The sequence below is a fragment of the Providencia sp. PROV150 genome (assembly GCF_028481025.1).
In the GTDB taxonomy this organism is placed as follows: Bacteria; Pseudomonadota; Gammaproteobacteria; order Enterobacterales; family Enterobacteriaceae; genus Providencia; species Providencia hangzhouensis.
Genome location: NZ_JAMPPJ010000021.1, coordinates 35,858 through 51,663, shown reverse-complemented (window position 1 = coordinate 51,663; position 15,806 = coordinate 35,858). Strand labels below are relative to the sequence as shown.

At 38.0% G+C, this 15,806-nt stretch carries 16 protein-coding genes; all 16 read right to left on the bottom strand.

Going from position 1 to position 15,806, the window contains the following annotated elements:
• Positions 1–957 (bottom strand): ABC transporter, encoded by a 957-nt coding sequence (locus tag PSE83_RS14165; RefSeq protein ID WP_036958073.1) that lies wholly within the window; start codon positions 955–957, stop codon positions 1–3.
• A complete protein-coding gene (locus PSE83_RS14160) occupies positions 954–1,640 on the bottom strand; it encodes a thiol:disulfide interchange protein DsbA/DsbL (RefSeq protein ID WP_036958248.1) in 687 nt (228 codons plus the stop codon). Before PSE83_RS14160 ends, PSE83_RS14165 begins: the two co-directional genes overlap by 4 nt.
• A 79-nt stretch (positions 1,641–1,719) precedes the next feature.
• Entirely contained in the window at positions 1,720–1,917 is a 198-nt protein-coding gene (locus tag PSE83_RS14155; protein WP_004259555.1) for a DUF4762 family protein, read from the bottom strand.
• A gap of 110 nt (positions 1,918–2,027) precedes the next feature.
• Positions 2,028–3,698: an O-antigen ligase family protein gene (locus tag PSE83_RS14150; RefSeq protein WP_272660941.1), complete on the bottom strand. Its 1,671-nt coding sequence runs from the start codon at positions 3,696–3,698 to the stop codon at positions 2,028–2,030.
• An 11-nt stretch (positions 3,699–3,709) separates the two neighbouring features.
• A complete protein-coding gene (locus PSE83_RS14145; RefSeq protein WP_262960852.1) occupies positions 3,710–4,273 on the bottom strand; it encodes a fimbrial protein in 564 nt (187 codons plus the stop codon).
• Positions 4,274–4,281: 8 nt separating this feature from the next.
• Positions 4,282–5,403 carry a fimbrial protein gene (locus tag PSE83_RS14140; protein ID WP_272660940.1) on the bottom strand — a complete coding sequence of 374 codons (1,122 nt, stop codon included), beginning with the start codon at positions 5,401–5,403 and terminating at the stop codon, positions 4,282–4,284.
• A gap of 2 nt (positions 5,404–5,405) precedes the next feature.
• Positions 5,406–6,020, bottom strand: a complete 615-nt coding sequence (locus PSE83_RS14135) for a fimbrial protein (RefSeq protein ID WP_004259573.1) — start codon at positions 6,018–6,020, stop codon at positions 5,406–5,408.
• A 10-nt stretch (positions 6,021–6,030) separates the two neighbouring features.
• The gene (locus PSE83_RS14130; protein WP_004259578.1) at positions 6,031–6,783 is read right to left on the bottom strand and encodes a fimbrial biogenesis chaperone; all 753 of its coding nucleotides are present in this window, start codon (positions 6,781–6,783) and stop codon (positions 6,031–6,033) included.
• 41 nt (positions 6,784–6,824) lie between these two features.
• Positions 6,825–9,302 (bottom strand): fimbria/pilus outer membrane usher protein, encoded by a 2,478-nt coding sequence (locus tag PSE83_RS14125; protein ID WP_272660939.1) that lies wholly within the window; start codon positions 9,300–9,302, stop codon positions 6,825–6,827.
• Positions 9,303–9,376: 74 nt separating this feature from the next.
• Positions 9,377–9,916, bottom strand: coding sequence for a fimbrial protein (locus PSE83_RS14120; RefSeq protein ID WP_004259587.1), 540 nt, complete (start codon positions 9,914–9,916; stop codon positions 9,377–9,379).
• A gap of 83 nt (positions 9,917–9,999) precedes the next feature.
• Positions 10,000–10,542 (bottom strand): fimbrial protein, encoded by a 543-nt coding sequence (locus tag PSE83_RS14115; protein ID WP_004259591.1) that lies wholly within the window; start codon positions 10,540–10,542, stop codon positions 10,000–10,002.
• A gap of 187 nt (positions 10,543–10,729) precedes the next feature.
• Positions 10,730–11,050, bottom strand: coding sequence for a helix-turn-helix domain-containing protein (locus PSE83_RS14110; RefSeq protein WP_004259596.1), 321 nt, complete (start codon positions 11,048–11,050; stop codon positions 10,730–10,732).
• Between the two features lie 680 nt (positions 11,051–11,730).
• On the bottom strand, positions 11,731–12,339 hold the full coding sequence (locus PSE83_RS14105) for a sulfite oxidase heme-binding subunit YedZ (RefSeq protein WP_004259599.1): 609 nt from the start codon (positions 12,337–12,339) through the stop codon (positions 11,731–11,733).
• Complete coding sequence (gene msrP / locus PSE83_RS14100; RefSeq protein ID WP_036958075.1) at positions 12,339–13,346, bottom strand: protein-methionine-sulfoxide reductase catalytic subunit MsrP; 1,008 nt, start codon at positions 13,344–13,346, stop codon at positions 12,339–12,341. Before msrP ends, PSE83_RS14105 begins: the two co-directional genes overlap by 1 nt.
• Positions 13,347–13,434: 88 nt before the next feature.
• On the bottom strand, positions 13,435–14,799 hold the full coding sequence (locus PSE83_RS14095; protein ID WP_004259604.1) for a heavy metal sensor histidine kinase: 1,365 nt from the start codon (positions 14,797–14,799) through the stop codon (positions 13,435–13,437).
• Positions 14,796–15,467 (bottom strand): heavy metal response regulator transcription factor, encoded by a 672-nt coding sequence (locus PSE83_RS14090; protein WP_004259607.1) that lies wholly within the window; start codon positions 15,465–15,467, stop codon positions 14,796–14,798. Before PSE83_RS14090 ends, PSE83_RS14095 begins: the two co-directional genes overlap by 4 nt.
• Positions 15,468–15,806 lie beyond the last annotated feature (339 nt).

The window sequence follows — 15,806 nt, the reverse complement described above, 5'->3', positions numbered from 1 at the left end:
TTAATGGCTAATAAAATAAAGTGAATGGCTATGCCATAAAAGCCAATCATTGGGATAATGACGAACCGCATTTTCAATGATGGCTGGCATTTGAGTTGCAACATCTTTTGCTGCAACAGGCGGATAAACCTTGATTTGTAAACCATTTTGGTAGTACAGATGATAAAAAACTACCTGTGCCGAAATCGCACTGGACAAACGCACGACACCATTGTGTAGCTTTGCTGCACGGTTAAATAAGTGGCACGATAATTTGCTCGACGCCCCTTCCTCTGTTTGAACCGTGTAATCAGGGGTAATATCAGGGAAAACAATCATATTTTTTTGCCCGGCCGCCGTTTCTGTCATCGCAGTCATTAATTGGCTAGCTAATACTTTATTTCCCTGATGAATAGAACAATAAGATAAATTCACCTGACCTAACTCACGTGCCGAAGCGTTATACTTTTGCTGCTCTGCGCTCGACGAAACCACCACCGTCGCATTCCCAGGAGTCACCCCCGCCCCAACCATGGTGGCTAAAACATCAGAAACCATATGCAACGGAGCAAGTACAACGGGTTTATTTTGTTGGTGTAAGGGCGCAACGACGCTATCAAGTTCAAGTGTACAAACTCGAACTTGCGCCATGATTTTTTGGTTTTGTCCCCATGTGGCTGCCTCTTCCAAAATGAAGCGTCGAACGGCTATCCAGCCCATATTAATATGCCCTTTCGTTTCCATTAAACTACGAAAGTTTTCCGTGGCGACTTTATTCCGATTACGATATTGACGACCTAATAAACCTACACGACATAATAAATTAGAAACAAATAATACCGATGTGATATAGCCTCGGCGCAATAACAACCGTAAAAAGGCAAGTCCACTATGATTGAGTTTTTGATATCCTTTTTTAAACGGCATCAAACAGTTTTTCGCTGTAAATACCGTCCAGACAATGAAAAACCGGATCACCGTAACTCCTTATTACTTTTATCTAATAACTCAAGCATATAGGCAGTAAAGTCTGCAAAATCACGGTCTTGGTAAACAACATAGCGTTTATTGATAATAAAGGCAGGTGTTCCAGTAATTTGATAAAATTTGCTAATTTCAAGCATATTTTTTAGACGTTCTTGAACGGCTTGGCTTTCACTGGTTTTTAGGTATTGGGTTGAATCAATATTGTGCCGTTTTAACCATTGGTTTAAGACATCTTTATTAGCTAAATCAAGCTTATCGTTGATAACGGCAGTATAAAGATCCTGACGTAATTGAGATTCCACCCCCATCTCTTCCAATGTCGCAAAAATAGGCGCATAGGCAGCCAGCCCCATATTATTATCCATGGCTAAATGAACGACTTTAAAGTTGACATTCTCAGGGAGTGTTTTTTCGAATTGGCTGACATTGTCATGATTTACTGCACAATAATGGCAACCATAAGAAAGGACTTCTATGATGCTATTATTTTCTTTTATTGGACTCAACAGAACTTGTTCACTATTAAATTCAATAAAAGAAGAGCCTTGTGCATCATCATTTGAGAAAGTATTAAAAACAAAAATATGATAGAACAAAACCGTCATGAGTGAAGAAGCAATAATAACAAATAGAGTATAAAGTGTGATAGTTATTGGTTTAAAACGAGTATTCATAACAGTTAATTCCATTCAGGTACGAAAAATACATGGGGATAACTCCCCATGTATCAATTAATAAAAATTAAATTTAATACTATGGAGCTGTTACATCACAGTTTGATGCACCAACAGCTTTCGCTTTGTATGTTTTGTTACCGTGCTTATCAGTACAAGTCGTTACTAATTGGCAAGATTTAACACCACCAACAGTGATGCTCTCGTAAGAATCAGTACAAACTTGTTTTGTTCCACCAACTACAGCAGCAGCTTCGATAGCATTTAACTTTTTCATGTTATTTCCTTTAATATAGATTTTAATTAATAAAACGCCCTATTTATTGATAATTAACACCAATAAATCCTTTAGATTTTTAATTAACTCACGAATTACCACGTGAATAATTAAAAATTCAATCCTTCTAATCTCTCATTATTATCAAATAAAAAAATCGCTTTTCCTTTGACGCTTTTTGCTTTCTCTTTCTCACCTAATTCATTTAAAACAAGGATCCAAGAAAAATAAACATTAATATCTGGGCAAGAACGAGAATAGCTTTCTGCCCAAGACGAAAATAAATTCAAGTAATAGGGGTTCTGTGTCTCGTTATAGCGTAACAAATACCCCATATTGAGATCCAATTTATAACGATCATTGATTAAGTAATATTTCCACTCGCTATAATCGGGCTCATTCATAGAAAGAAGAAACTGTTGCCCTGTTTTTTCGATATACGTTAAATATTGCTGCGTTTGCAAAGTAAAATACAGCAACCCCATGGATAACAAACCACCTAACGCAATAATTGTTTTCGAACAATACCCTACAATTTTATTTAAATGATACTTTTTAGTTGGAATATCGGCACAACGTATTAGTAGTATCAATACCACCCCATGAGGTATTGATAGCCACAATGGAAACTCTGTCATCATATGAAAAACAATTGGTAACGCAATAACTAAAAAAACATAATTATTATTTTTATTTTTTAATGAAGAATAAAGTAGATACCCACTACCAATAATAACTAACAATATCGCAGCAATGCCAACTACCCCACCTTCAACCATCCAACGTAATATCTCATTATGTGGATGTGATATGACCCTTTCACTGGTTCCAAGTAACCCACCACCAAAGCGCTCTAAAAATACAGATTCAAAACTACCAACACCCGTACCAAATAAAATATTTTCACTAAATAAATATAAACTATGCTGCCATAACACCCATCTAATGTGCGATGTCTGTAATTTACTTTCAGAAAAGTCAGAAATATTAAAACCAATTTTTATTCCATAGCCAATAATAAGACCGATAACAATCGACATTAAAGAATAAAAAATATATTTACGATGATACTTTGCAAAAAAATAAAAAACAATAACAATTAATAATAAATTTAAATATCCAGTTAATGATTGAGACAATGGCAATACCACACTCATTAAAACGAGACTCACAATGATAATGGCTGACGCATACCATGTGACAGTTCTCATTAAAATAAACATACCTATTGCACTGGCAATGCCAACACAAATAAAACTAGAGAGAACATTAACTTGTTGGAATACGCCATATGGCCTATCCCCTGATATCGGAAAAAAATTAAAAATTTGTGCTATTGAAAATAGGCTCTCAATAATAGCAGAAAATAATATACTGCAAACAATTATTTTCAATACAGTTTCTGAAATATTTATTTGCAGTAAAGCTTGATAAAAAAATAACGCGCCCAATAACCAATATGCTGTCAAGTATGCATTAAACTGGTAATCTTTAGGCGCAAAAAAACACAAGCCTAATAATAAGACCAATCCAATCGTAATATAATTACTCGACTTAGAGTAATATAAGCTTGAATTTTTAATTTGTGTAATACTAACCAATACAATAAAAAAAGCAATAAAAAAACTACTAATTATATTGAATGGTAATGACAAACCTGTTCCGCCCATATTCGGCAGATAAATATGCAATATAATGCCAAAAAATATAACGACAAAACTTAAAAGAACCCATGGATAACGTTCTTTTTTATTATCTTTAATTTTGATTGCAAACATCATGTTTTCATTCGTTATTGATAATTTAATGTATAGTACGCAGTACTATAAAAATTCCCATAGGTAATCGTTTGGTTAATTCTCGCTTCAGGCTCAGCCTCGACATAAGCCTTAAATTGAATTTCCGTATTATTTGTTGCCAGATTTTGTGCTAATGATGGCGTATTCAATTCTATGGGTGTTTCATTTAAGTTTAATAACCCAATACCGATTCCGCTAGCTTCACTTTGGTCACTAATCGCAAGATGGTCAGGAAGATTCTTATTTTCAATTCCATTAAAAGTCACTGTCACCGATTTAAATATAGTCGTATTACAATTCGTTAAATGAATTGAGAAATTTAAAGGTTTCGATTTGCCTTCTTTATAAAGATCTTTGACCGAGATTTGTTGAAAATCAACAGGGACCTTCTCACTTCCAGGCGCTATCTGACATGGCGTAGCAATAACCATGCCTCTGAATGAATAGCTTCCCATATTAGTTGGGATCACACTCGCACTCATCGGCCCCGAGATTAATAAATATAAGCCAATCGACAATAAATATTTTGTACGCTTTATCTGATTATTATTTCGCATGATTGGCCTCATTGGAATTCAGCAAGGATTGTCCCGGTACTTGTAAATTCACCTTCTTCCACACTACTACCAGGCGCAGCTATTGGCGCAGCCGTTAAGTTCCAGGTACCTTGGTTATTAATAAAGTCAGGCACTTGGTATGCTTGATTCGGTTTTACCAATGTAACCGCCACATTATCAGTCACCACAATGCCAAGATTTGTGCGTTTCACGCCGTTTTTTAACGTACCGAAATAATCAGGGTTAAAATCCGCACTGCCTGACGCCCCCGGTAAGAGTGACAGCTTGATATTTAAATCACCTGTCGTAAAACTTCCACCGGTACATTTAACTGGGATCTTAAAGGGCTGAGCATAATTAATTCCATTTAACTGTTCACTCGTATTTGCTACATCAAGAAAATCAATATTAATTGGGTTACCTTCATTAATCGTACACTCATCAGCAACTGTGATAATCCCTGCTCCTAAAACAACCCGAGTTGAAGGGATTGGCGCATAAGCTGTACTGCCATTCGCTGGGCTGCCTTTTTTGGCAAAAACCTGTACCAGCTCAGCTTGGTTGATGGTAATGCCATTAATAATCGGTTTTTTCAGCCTAAACGTGATTGTCCCACTCGACCCTGTCCGTAGCTCGACGCCATAGTCACGGCTATTAACACTCGGTGGTGTACACTCTATTGGGTCAGATCCCCCATTCCACATATCCTTCACTGGGACAGTAACTTTCTGACCAACCCTTCCCCCTATTTGAATTTCAACTTTTACATCAAAATATTCATTAAGGTTCAGGTACCCTGGGTTTTGCATTGATGTAGGAATGGTTGACATTAAATCAAATGTCATTCCTGAATCAGGATCTGAATTTCCAGGACCTCCTGGCTTCATATAACTTTGGCAGTAAATATCGAAAAAAGGCCAGTTACCCACATCAAAATTGAATACTGTTTCAGCATCTTTCTCATTGACCAGTAGCTGATTATTCATTGTCGCTTCGAATGTGTAAGTCCCCCCATCAGGTATAGCGGAGCCGTGAGGAAAGCCTAAAGCAGATAACGGCATTAACCCTATTGTGAGTAGACCGGCCACAATAGTCATATCTTTTAGTTTTTTGTTGTTGGATACAAACATGGTTATAAATACTCCAGTTTTAGCCTAACTAATCCGCTAAAAGTTCCCGCTGAAACAGACTGTGCTGTAGATTCCAATGAGGCATTAAGTGTAATGTTGTTATCACCAGGTTTGATCACCCATGAACTTGTTGGCTGATTGACCATTAAGTTTTGATGATCTTTACTGGAAATACGTAATCCTGCGCCTCGAACATCGCCTGTAACTCGCACAAGATCAGGGTTAAAAAAATCCGTATCTCCCGCAATACTCAATGAAACTGCGCTTTCTCCCGTCAAGTAATAACGCTGAGCATTTTGAGTTGCCTCTCCAGCAGCATTCACAAATGACTTGGATGCCCCGCGTTGGCAATCTTTGAGCCGAATATTAAATGCAACAGGAGTACTTCTATCGCCAATGCGGTGAAATTCTCTGGCATTGATGTCACCTAAATCGACATACTGCTCTTGTGTTTCTAATTCAAGAACACAAGGTGATGCATAAACGCTTCCTGTCAAATGCACAGTACTATGTACGTCTAGCAATGTTTGGCGAGACAGCTTTTCATCCGCAATTTCTGCAACTGCGGAGAAACTTCCTAATCCCAATAACACGATCCCTAAGCACCTAATGTTCATATCAATACTCCTAGCGAATCTGTTGCTCTGGTGGTAACGCTTTACACGTATTTCCGCTACAACTGTATTTAAGTTCTGGATGACCACCATAATCATTCACATACATCATGGTGAAACTCTCGCCTGAACTATTGACCTTAATATCGAGATGCGATTTAGGGGCAATCATCACTCCTGGAAAATCGGTTAGTTTTTTTCCACCTTCTGCCACTGGTTTATTATTAAGGCTAATAATGGTTACAAAATAAGGTGTTGGGTTTTCAGCACGCCAGTTATTTCCCTGTTTATAAAATATGACTTGGTCTTGCCAAACCGCACTTCTAGATTTAGGAATAATGGCTGTCGGCCGATAAAATAATTTAATACGCGATTGCATCGCTAACTGTAAAACATTCGGTTTATCGGGTTTTGGCGGAACTTCGCGTACATTTAAATAAAATAGACTTTCACGATCTTGAGGTAACTTATCTATCTCGGCTGTTTTTGAAACACGAGCAACCCCTTTTTGCCCCCCATTAATGCGCTGTAATGGGGGCAATACAACTAATGGCGATGTAATTTTTTTTCCATTGGCATCTTCAACCCATGACTGAGCAAGAAAAGGAATACTTGAGCTGGTGTTTGATAAATTAGCACTCGCAGAATTTTCATCGCCTGTAATAATCAGTCGCGTTCTATCCAGTGAAATACCTGCATATGATTGCCCTACGCCAACCATCATAACTAGCAAACCACCTACCCATTTATTTATACGAATCGCCATTTTCTCTACCTTATAGAATACTTTTTCAAACTGTCATTACATTATTGGCAAGGCAGCAAAACTGACATGCCCGAATTTATTTTTTCAGGCAGTTGAATTTTACATTGCGCTTTTCCACCCCAAGATACTGTTAACGTTTCTTTAGGATTTACTGCCATCAAGTACGCCAACCCATTTTCCATTAACATGGCAATGTTAATTCCATCCGCGTTTGTCACATCAGCACCAAACGGAGGTACCGTATCGTTATAACGAATGGTGGCAATGAGCTTTTCACCTTGTGCAACATCAAATCGCTGATAACCGATTGCCCCTTCTGTTAATGTCGAGGTTGCGATCGCCTTATTGGTATCAACGTTATTTTTTAACTTATCGACATCAATACGTGTGTCGAAGCTGTAATAGCTGACAATATCAGGCACAACAGAGATACCAGCCCAGTTAGTTCGCGTTTTTTCATGGTTAAACGGCACGCCACCAACACCGTTGGTATCGACCATAATTCTTGCTGTATCCGTTGTACCGGTGCTGTTATGCAATGCAGCACCATGCTTAGTAGCAGTGAAGCCACCGCGCAATGTCCCGTTGATCGATGCCGTTTGTCTTTCTTGATAGCTCACATTGCTATTAACTTCAGCAAGTTGCGTCCGTTTTTGATAATATCCATCAAACCGGACGCGATCATCGCTGCTTCGGCCGGCTCTAACTCGCCATAAATTATTCGTATCCCTGTTATCACTGTAAGACAGCATATGGCTGGTCTTACTACCACTATTTTGCAAGTCGTATCCAGCCCAACGGCTATCACCAACAGGCACTGAAACCGAAAGTGAAATGCTATCGTCACGTCGACCTCGATAGTCAGAACGGTAAGCCGCAATATTGGTTGAAACACCATTGATGCCCATTAGACGAAATGTTCGCCCCACGGATAAGCCATATCTATCTTGAGATGTTTGGTCCCAAAAGGTCTGATGGGTATAAGTTAAGAATACTGTCGTTCTCCAATCAGGATCATCCGCCCAAAAAGTTTTATTCCCTGTAACGGTATACATCTCTTTTTGACGGCCAATACCCAGATATTTGTTTTCACGCTCATCTAAATATTGCGACAGCGTTCTAAACTTATCCTGCGAGAAGCGGTAACCCGCAAAAGTAATCGTACTGTTAAGTTCATCAAATGACTTTGAATAACTCAGACGATAAGAAGAACCCGTTTGTGTGTTATCACCCGGCATTCGGCTAATGGATTGTGTGATATCTGCAGAAAGTGCACCAAATATAGATAAATCGCGCCCTAACCCAGCAGATATTGCGGTGTAATCCCTACCCGCAAAAAGTAGGCCTCCAATGAGTGACCAGTTATTGCTCAGCCCCCAAGAGAAATCTCCCGTGGCAAACATTGGCCCCTCAGGCTTGTGATTAAATCGAGATGGCTTACCGACCGAAGCGTTGTAACGCACATAACCCGGGCGAGTTAAATAAGGGATATTTGCCGTATCAACTTGAAAAGTCGATACCTCGCCGTCATCACCTTCAACTTTGACATCCAAGGTTCCACGGATTGAGCTTTGCAAATCTTGAATACTGAATGGCCCCGCAGGTACCGTCGTTTCATAAACGACACGCCCAGCTTGAGTCACAACAATTTTTGAATTGCTTTTCGCGATACCATTAATCTGTGGTGCATATCCTCGTAGATTCGGCGGTAACATACGTTCATCACTGGCAAGGTTAAAACCAGTGAAGCGAATCGTGTCAAAAACCTGAGAACTTAGATAAATTTCACCCAGTGTCAGCTTAGCCGCCATGTGGATCAGAGGACGATATGCATAAAACTGGTTCCAATCGAATTTTCTATCGCCACGCTCATTATAATTAGCTTGATAATCAGCTCTAAAACGCCATGCGCCCAAATTAAATCCCGTTTGGCCATATGCTGATAATGAGTGTTTATTTGTATGTGTCGTCAAAGAACGAGAAACTGACCCGGTCAGGTTATAATCAAATATAAGGCCTGAAACCCCTGAATCCCAACGCTCAGGCGGCACCCAACTAGGATCGGAATATTTCATCCATGCCTGTGGAATAGTGATATCCAGTTTGCCTTCATGATTATTAATTTTAACGCCTGAAATAGGTAAAATATTTGAACATTCAGGGGATATGGCTTGGATTTTTTTTAACGCATCTTCTTTGAGCGCTAACATTTCAATTTGCTTAGGGGTAAAACAAACTAATGATTTTTCACTATCGTGAGGATCGGTAATATAAGTGACCTTCTGCTGAGACAATGATTGTCCATTAATATAGAGATCTAATAAATATGTCCCAGGAAATACGAAATTATCTTTAGAGAATCGAGTTAAATCAATATTGTTACGGTCACCAACATCTAATACGTCAACATTAAACTCAACAAGATCATTTGCAGACATATTTGGTGAATAGCAAAGTACTGCAATATATATTGCAAATAGTTTTTTTATATTATTTATATTTCCATTTAAAATAATCATTTTAGTTACTCAGTATTCACTCATTAGGCTAGAGATTTAGCTCAATTCTCTTTTATATGTAATTATTATTAGCTTTAGAAATAATCCATTCTAAACCTTAGAACTCCAGCGAAATCACCTGCCTTAATATGCTTTTGATAAGCAACTAAAATTGCAGTAAAATCTAATCTATTGCGCCCTTCTAATAATGTGTAATCCGGCATTTTTCTATTAAGTTTAAGTATTTCGCCGTGAGAGTCTCTAAACTGAATTCCAAACCCCTCTGAATCGCCACTTACTTGTAAAAGTTGATCATCATTAACAGATGTTCCCATCATGGTTATTTGCGCGCGTGATGCACTACCTTTATCATTAGAAGGCAACGTACATCCAACGAGCTTTATAGCAAAATTCTTACTCACCAGCATATTGACTTCAGGAGTGATCTCTCGGGCACTGATTTCACCAAAATTAACCCAAAGTTCTCGGCTTTCAGGATCAATCGTACATGAGGCTTCTATTAATTCACCTTGCATTACAATATCACCGGGGGTGTTATTGGCGGTCATTCCCCAACTTAATAGAGGCCATAGCAAACTAGAGCCTAGTGCTATTTTTGCAACCCGAATAGTCATGGATAATACCATTTAGTTATTGGTAGATTTTATTAATGCGGAGTATTTAACACTCCGCATCTTGGTATAAAATCAATTACAAATTATTGGTAATCAATTTTAAAATTGATGGTTGAATCAAAGCTACCTGGAGTTACTGCATTAGATGCATTATCAGATTTTAAATAAGCAACGAATGGAATTGCAGTTTTACCATCAGTTAAATTAACTGCTGTAGAAGCTTGTCCCCAAACAACATCTTTATTTCCATTGTCTCTTAAACCGATACCAGCACCACTTGCAGTACCTGAAGTGAACGCCGCTAATGTATTATCATTAGGGTTAATAGTTGATGGTGTATAAGTTACAGTTGCAGTTTGTGCAACGGTAGTATCACACCCTTGCAGAACGATATCTTTCTTGATATTACCTGCACGCTCACCATTTTTTAAATTAGAAACAGGGATCTGATAAAAGTTTACTTTTACAGGACTTGATTCTTCACTTAAACCACAAGCAGAATTCACTAATTCACCTGAAAATTCGATAGTACCGTTAGTAGGTGTACCAGTATAAGCAGCCATTGCTGCGAACGAAGCAAAGCCTGATGCAAATACAGCACCCATTACAAATTTATTCAATTTCATGATTATTTAATCCTGTATAATACTCGTATAATGTATGTTTCGCCAAATAGTTGTTAATAACAACTTTAGATAAAAATAATCATTATTTTTAATTAAATTAATGATTATTTTTAATAAAGTTATCATATATACAAGTTATATTTACTGATTACACTTTGTAAAATAGGTTATATTTTTATTAACTGAATTAACGCCACATTTTTTTAGTGTCTTTATCTAAGATAGCAAAATAATTATTTTCATTTTTTATAATACATTGTAATCTTTCATTATCGTATCTATCTATTACATGATTAAAAAGGTCTCTCCATGACTTATTGAATATCAAAAGGATTGTGTCCATCATTTCAAATGTCAGTTTTGTTTTTCCCGTTTCATATCGAGATATCTGCTGTTGACTAATATTCAATCTTTTTGCCAACTCTTCCCCTGTTAAGTTTCGCTCTTTTCTAATTCCTCTCAGATACTGCCCTATTTCTTTATTTATCTCATTAGAAAAATAAGTCATTTAATTTAACCTTTATATTAAAAATTAATTATAGGCACCAATCTGAACCATAGATACCGTCCTAAAATTTTTGATTATTATATGTCTGATTATTTATTTTGTATAATCGATAGAGCAAATTGATTACTATTAAAAACATTTATCGCTCTATTAATATAGGAGAAATGTAACAAAAAAAAATCACACTTAAATTAATAATATAAATAACAATATGTTATAGATTAAAAATCAAAGCTTACCACCCAAAAAATTACATTTTGATACACTTAAAAATATTAAAACATATTTTTTACTAATGAGATGTATTTTATGGTTAAATTTCGACCACGAAATACAACTTAAAAAAGTAGCTTTACTCAGATTTTGTGTTTGTAAATTATATGAGATTTTTTTAAGATTTATCTTAACCTTGTTATTTACAAACACCAACAAATTAATTATAAATTACCGTAAAATTTATAATCGAAATTATATACCACAGAAATCATCACTAGCACCCAATAAATTCCAACACAATCTAAAAACCAGGGCATTTATTACACTAATAATGAGTATTAAGAGATTATATTTCACACATATAATTTTGTGCTTTGATAAAGTGAATGCCTAATACTGAGAAACTTCAGTACTGGCATTAGATAATATCAGGTAGGAATACAATTAAAGAACGTCAACCTTTATTAAGATTTTATTCGTTGTGTTTGCTGGCTCCGCATGCGATAAGTAAACGCACTTCCCACGATGGCTAAATAGATAAATGGTTCAGGCGTTAAGGTTTTTAATGACAAAGTATAGTGGCAAAGCGCCAATATGAGCGTAGGGTAAAGCAGCATATGAATTCTTTTCCACCATATGCCCAAATAAAGACGTATACGGTTGAATGAACTGACTGCCATCAACAATAAACACAACCAAGCTATCGCGCCAATCACTAAATAGAGCCGCGAAAAAATCTCTTCGAAAAATAGCACCAAATTATTTATGCCAATTTCCAGTAATAGATAGCTACTTAAATGCAGCACAGCCCAGAAAAAACACCATAACCCCAGTAATTTTCGCGTCTGAAACAAGGCAGTAAATCGCAATAATTTCGCAACCAGTGGGATCAGTACAATAATAACAAGCAGACGTAAAGCCGCTATTCCTGTAAAATGTTGGATATCTTTGGCAGGGTCGGCTCCAAGCCGTTGGGTATCGACTAAAAAAATCAGCCATACCAAAGGGAGCAAAGCAATAAGATGAAAGCTCCCTTTGGTTAATCCAACAATGAACTTATTGTCTTGGGGCATCAATAATATCTCCGCAAATCCATTCCTTGATACAAACTTGCCACTTGTTCGCCATATCCATTAAACAACAATGTTGGCTGGCGGGTCACTTGGCCTAAGCCCCCAGCACCAATAAAACGTTCGGTGGCTTGTGACCAACGAGGATGGCTTACATCTGGATTCACATTGGCAAAAAAGCCATATTCGCTCGGCGCTGATAAGTTCCATGTCGTGTCAGGCATTTGCTCAGTAAGGCGAATTTTGACGATAGATTTAATCCCTTTAAAGCCATATTTCCATGGGACGACCAACCGGATCGGTGCTCCGTTTTGGTTGGGTAATGTTTTTCCATAAACGCCGGTCGCCAGCAAAGTCAGTGGATTCATAGCTTCGTCTAAGCGTAGCCCTTCAACATAGGGGTACGATAAACCACCACCAATATAACGACTTTTTTGTCCTGGCATTTGTTCTGGTGCGTAGCGTGTTTCAAAAGCCACATATTTAGCTTTGCTAGTAGGTTCGACTAAAGCCAATAATTTCGCTAAAGGAAAGCCAACCCATGGAATGACCATCGACCAAGCCTCAACACAGCGCATGCGATAGATGCGCTCCTCTAAGGGAAACTTAGTGTTTATGTCATCTAAATTAAGCGTCAGGGGACGATTCACTTCGCCATCTATTGTCACCGTCCACTCATCCGTGACTAAAGTATGGGCATTCTCGGCAGGATCGGATTTACCGAGCCCAAATTCATAAAAATTATTATAACCAATCACTTTATCTTCAGGGGTGAGGGTTAAAGATGGCTGAAACTCTTCAGGTTGAATAAATGTCAGAGGTTTTCTTGGCGTCATCGGAGGTGTTGGCGTATCGTCATTGAACCAAGAAAACAGCCCTGCATTAGCCGTCGTCGCAACGGTTAAACCTGCAGCTCCAATGCCTAAAGCCTTAAGTAGCTGACGGCGTTTCATAAAAAAGAGGGTTTCATCCGTGATTTGAGATGCGGGAATTTTAGGTAACTTTTTCATCATGCGCTCCATAGCAAAAAGGATATGAAATTAGTTATACCGAAAGTACGACAAAAGTGGCTGACAGTAAGATGACAAATTTGTCATCTTACTTAATTGTAGGAAATTTCAGGGTAATGGTACTGGTTCCTGCATGGTGTTCAAAACTCGCTGATCCGCCATGTAATCCGACTATCGCTTTCACAATCGCTAACCCGAGTCCTGTTCCCTCTGTCGTTCGAGCATTATCCCCGCGCCAAAAACGGGTGAAAATTTCATCACTATTTTGTAGAGGTTCACCTTGGTTAGTAATTTTAATTTCTCGCTGTTGCGGCAGCGCAATAATTTGGGTAACGACGCGAGTGCCTGAGTGAGAATATTTAATCGCGTTGGAGACAATATTCACTAAAACTCGGCTGAGTAATACTGGGTCAGCATCCAGAGTCAGGGATGAGGGCTCACAATACAGCTCAATCTGTTTTTCTTCTGCATAGGCAGAAAAGAGTTCGTAAACATCGTTAACTAACGTATATAAAGAAAGTTTATCTCGATTTAAGGTAATATTTTTATTTTCCGCACGGGCAATAAACAAAGTACTTTGGATCATTTGTGACAGTTTATCGAGCTCTTCAATATTACTGACTATCATCCCTTCATATTCGCTAACACTGCGCGAGCGCTGAAGTGTAATTTCATTTTGTACCCGAATCGCATTAATTGGGGTTCTCAACTCATGCGCCAAGTCATCAGCAAATTGAGTAAGTTTGACAAAATCATGCTTTAACCGCTGGCGCATCGTATTCATTGATTCGCCCAGCTCTTTTAGCTCTTGTGGTAGCTGATCAATATCGATTGGATCATTTAATGCATGAACGTCTGTTTTGACCGTTATCTGGCTCAATGCTTGAATGTCGGATAACCCTTTTTTCAACAGCCATAAGCTAAGTAGCCCCATCAGCAAAATTGAGAGGACAGAAATCACCACGCTTTGGGTGAGATATTGAGCCAACACGCCACTACGGTCGACAGAAACTTTACCAAGTACCACATGGAGCGGCCCTATTGGAGAATTCATCGAAAAATAGACCGCAGAAATAGGGATGCCTTGAGCAGTTTGCCAATGGTTAATGGCATTGATGTTTAGCTGCTCAAGATTGACTAACTGAAGAGGTTGGGAGCCCAATAACTCGCGATTGGTTGTGACCAATATTTGCCCTGCTGCATCAGAGATTTGGATCAAGTCTTGGCGCATATCCATCATGCTTTGGAAATACATGGGAAGTGTTTTGATATCAATGCCACCAGCGATGAGTTTGGCAAGCTGCTCCGCACGGTTAACCAGTAAATTATTATCTTGTTGAGATAGTTCATTTTTGAGTGAATGATACAAAATCCATGTCACCACTCCAGCATTAGTAACCATAAGAATGATAAACAGAGAAATAAGTTTGAATCGAAGTGATTTCTTTTTCATTCTATTGGCCTATTTAAACGGTATCCCATCCCTCGAATGGTTTCGATGAGTTTAACGTCAAATTCATCATCGATTTTTTTTCTCAATCGACGGATAGCCACATCAATAATATTCGTGTCACTTTCAAAATCGATGCCCCAAACTTCGCTAGCAATTAAGGTTCTAGGTAAAATTTCATCGCAATGTAGAACGAAGAACAGCAATAAGGAAAACTCTTGCCGAGTTAAGGTGATTTTCTTTCCAGCCCGCTCAACATCGTGGCGAGTTAAGTCGATTTTTAAATCCGCAATAGTTATGGTGGTTGAGGCTGGCTGGTTAATTTTTAATTGGTTTTTAACCCTAGCTAATAATTCAGAAAACGAAAACGGCTTCACGAGATAGTCATTGGCACCAAGCTCTAAACCTTTAATTCTGTCATCAACGGCATCCCGCGCAGTGAGGCAAATCACCGGTATGTTTTTAGCTGTGCGTAAGATTTTTAAAATTTCCCAGCCATTCATACCAGGCAGCATGATATCGAGGATCACCAATTGATAACTGTTTTCTAAGGCAAAATAGAGACCATCGCGACCATCATTAGTCACATCAACGAGAAAACCCGCTTCTTCTAACCCATTTTTGACCCACACTTGGGTTTTTAGGTGATCTTCAATTAATAGTATTCTCATGGAAACCTAATAGTGACTTTATTTGACTTAACTCCATTTCATCTTAAAGAAATTTTCCCTTTAAAGAAACGGGTAGGAATTTAACCATAAAATACTCGGAGAAAGACAGCGGGAAAAAACAACATGGGGCCATTAAAAGCAACTCGTAGAATGGTGAGTGGGCCGGCACGAAAAATGGAAATTAGCTGCTTTCATCGACGATTAAGTATTGTTTCGTAGGCAAATAATCCCTTTTCCCTCGCATTTATAACACAGAATAAAAATTGATTAACCAAATATAAAACTTTAGTTAATTAGTCTTCAATTACCGACTTGGCGGATAATAAATAATTTTTTATT

Bases quoted from the DNA above. Each gene is read 5' to 3' on its own strand.
- PSE83_RS14135 (WP_004259573.1), bottom strand. From the start codon at position 6,020: ATGAACATTAGGTGCTTAGGGATCGTGTTATTGGGATTAGGAAGTTTC.
- msrP (WP_036958075.1), bottom strand. From the start codon at position 13,346: ATGAAAAAGTTACCTAAAATTCCCGCATCTCAAATCACGGATGAAACC.
- PSE83_RS14120 (WP_004259587.1), bottom strand. From the start codon at position 9,916: ATGACTATTCGGGTTGCAAAAATAGCACTAGGCTCTAGTTTGCTATGG.
- PSE83_RS14110 (WP_004259596.1), bottom strand. From the start codon at position 11,050: ATGACTTATTTTTCTAATGAGATAAATAAAGAAATAGGGCAGTATCTG.
- PSE83_RS14145 (WP_262960852.1), bottom strand. From the start codon at position 4,273: ATGCGAAATAATAATCAGATAAAGCGTACAAAATATTTATTGTCGATT.
- PSE83_RS14125 (WP_272660939.1), bottom strand. From the start codon at position 9,302: ATGATTATTTTAAATGGAAATATAAATAATATAAAAAAACTATTTGCA.
- PSE83_RS14150 (WP_272660941.1), bottom strand. From the start codon at position 3,698: ATGATGTTTGCAATCAAAATTAAAGATAATAAAAAAGAACGTTATCCA.
- PSE83_RS14105 (WP_004259599.1), bottom strand. From the start codon at position 12,339: ATGCCCCAAGACAATAAGTTCATTGTTGGATTAACCAAAGGGAGCTTT.
- PSE83_RS14160 (WP_036958248.1), bottom strand. From the start codon at position 1,640: ATGAATACTCGTTTTAAACCAATAACTATCACACTTTATACTCTATTT.
- PSE83_RS14140 (WP_272660940.1), bottom strand. From the start codon at position 5,403: ATGTTTGTATCCAACAACAAAAAACTAAAAGATATGACTATTGTGGCC.
- PSE83_RS14095 (WP_004259604.1), bottom strand. From the start codon at position 14,799: ATGAAAAAGAAATCACTTCGATTCAAACTTATTTCTCTGTTTATCATT.
- PSE83_RS14155 (WP_004259555.1), bottom strand. From the start codon at position 1,917: ATGAAAAAGTTAAATGCTATCGAAGCTGCTGCTGTAGTTGGTGGAACA.
- PSE83_RS14090 (WP_004259607.1), bottom strand. From the start codon at position 15,467: ATGAGAATACTATTAATTGAAGATCACCTAAAAACCCAAGTGTGGGTC.
- PSE83_RS14115 (WP_004259591.1), bottom strand. From the start codon at position 10,542: ATGAAATTGAATAAATTTGTAATGGGTGCTGTATTTGCATCAGGCTTT.
- PSE83_RS14130 (WP_004259578.1), bottom strand. From the start codon at position 6,783: ATGGCGATTCGTATAAATAAATGGGTAGGTGGTTTGCTAGTTATGATG.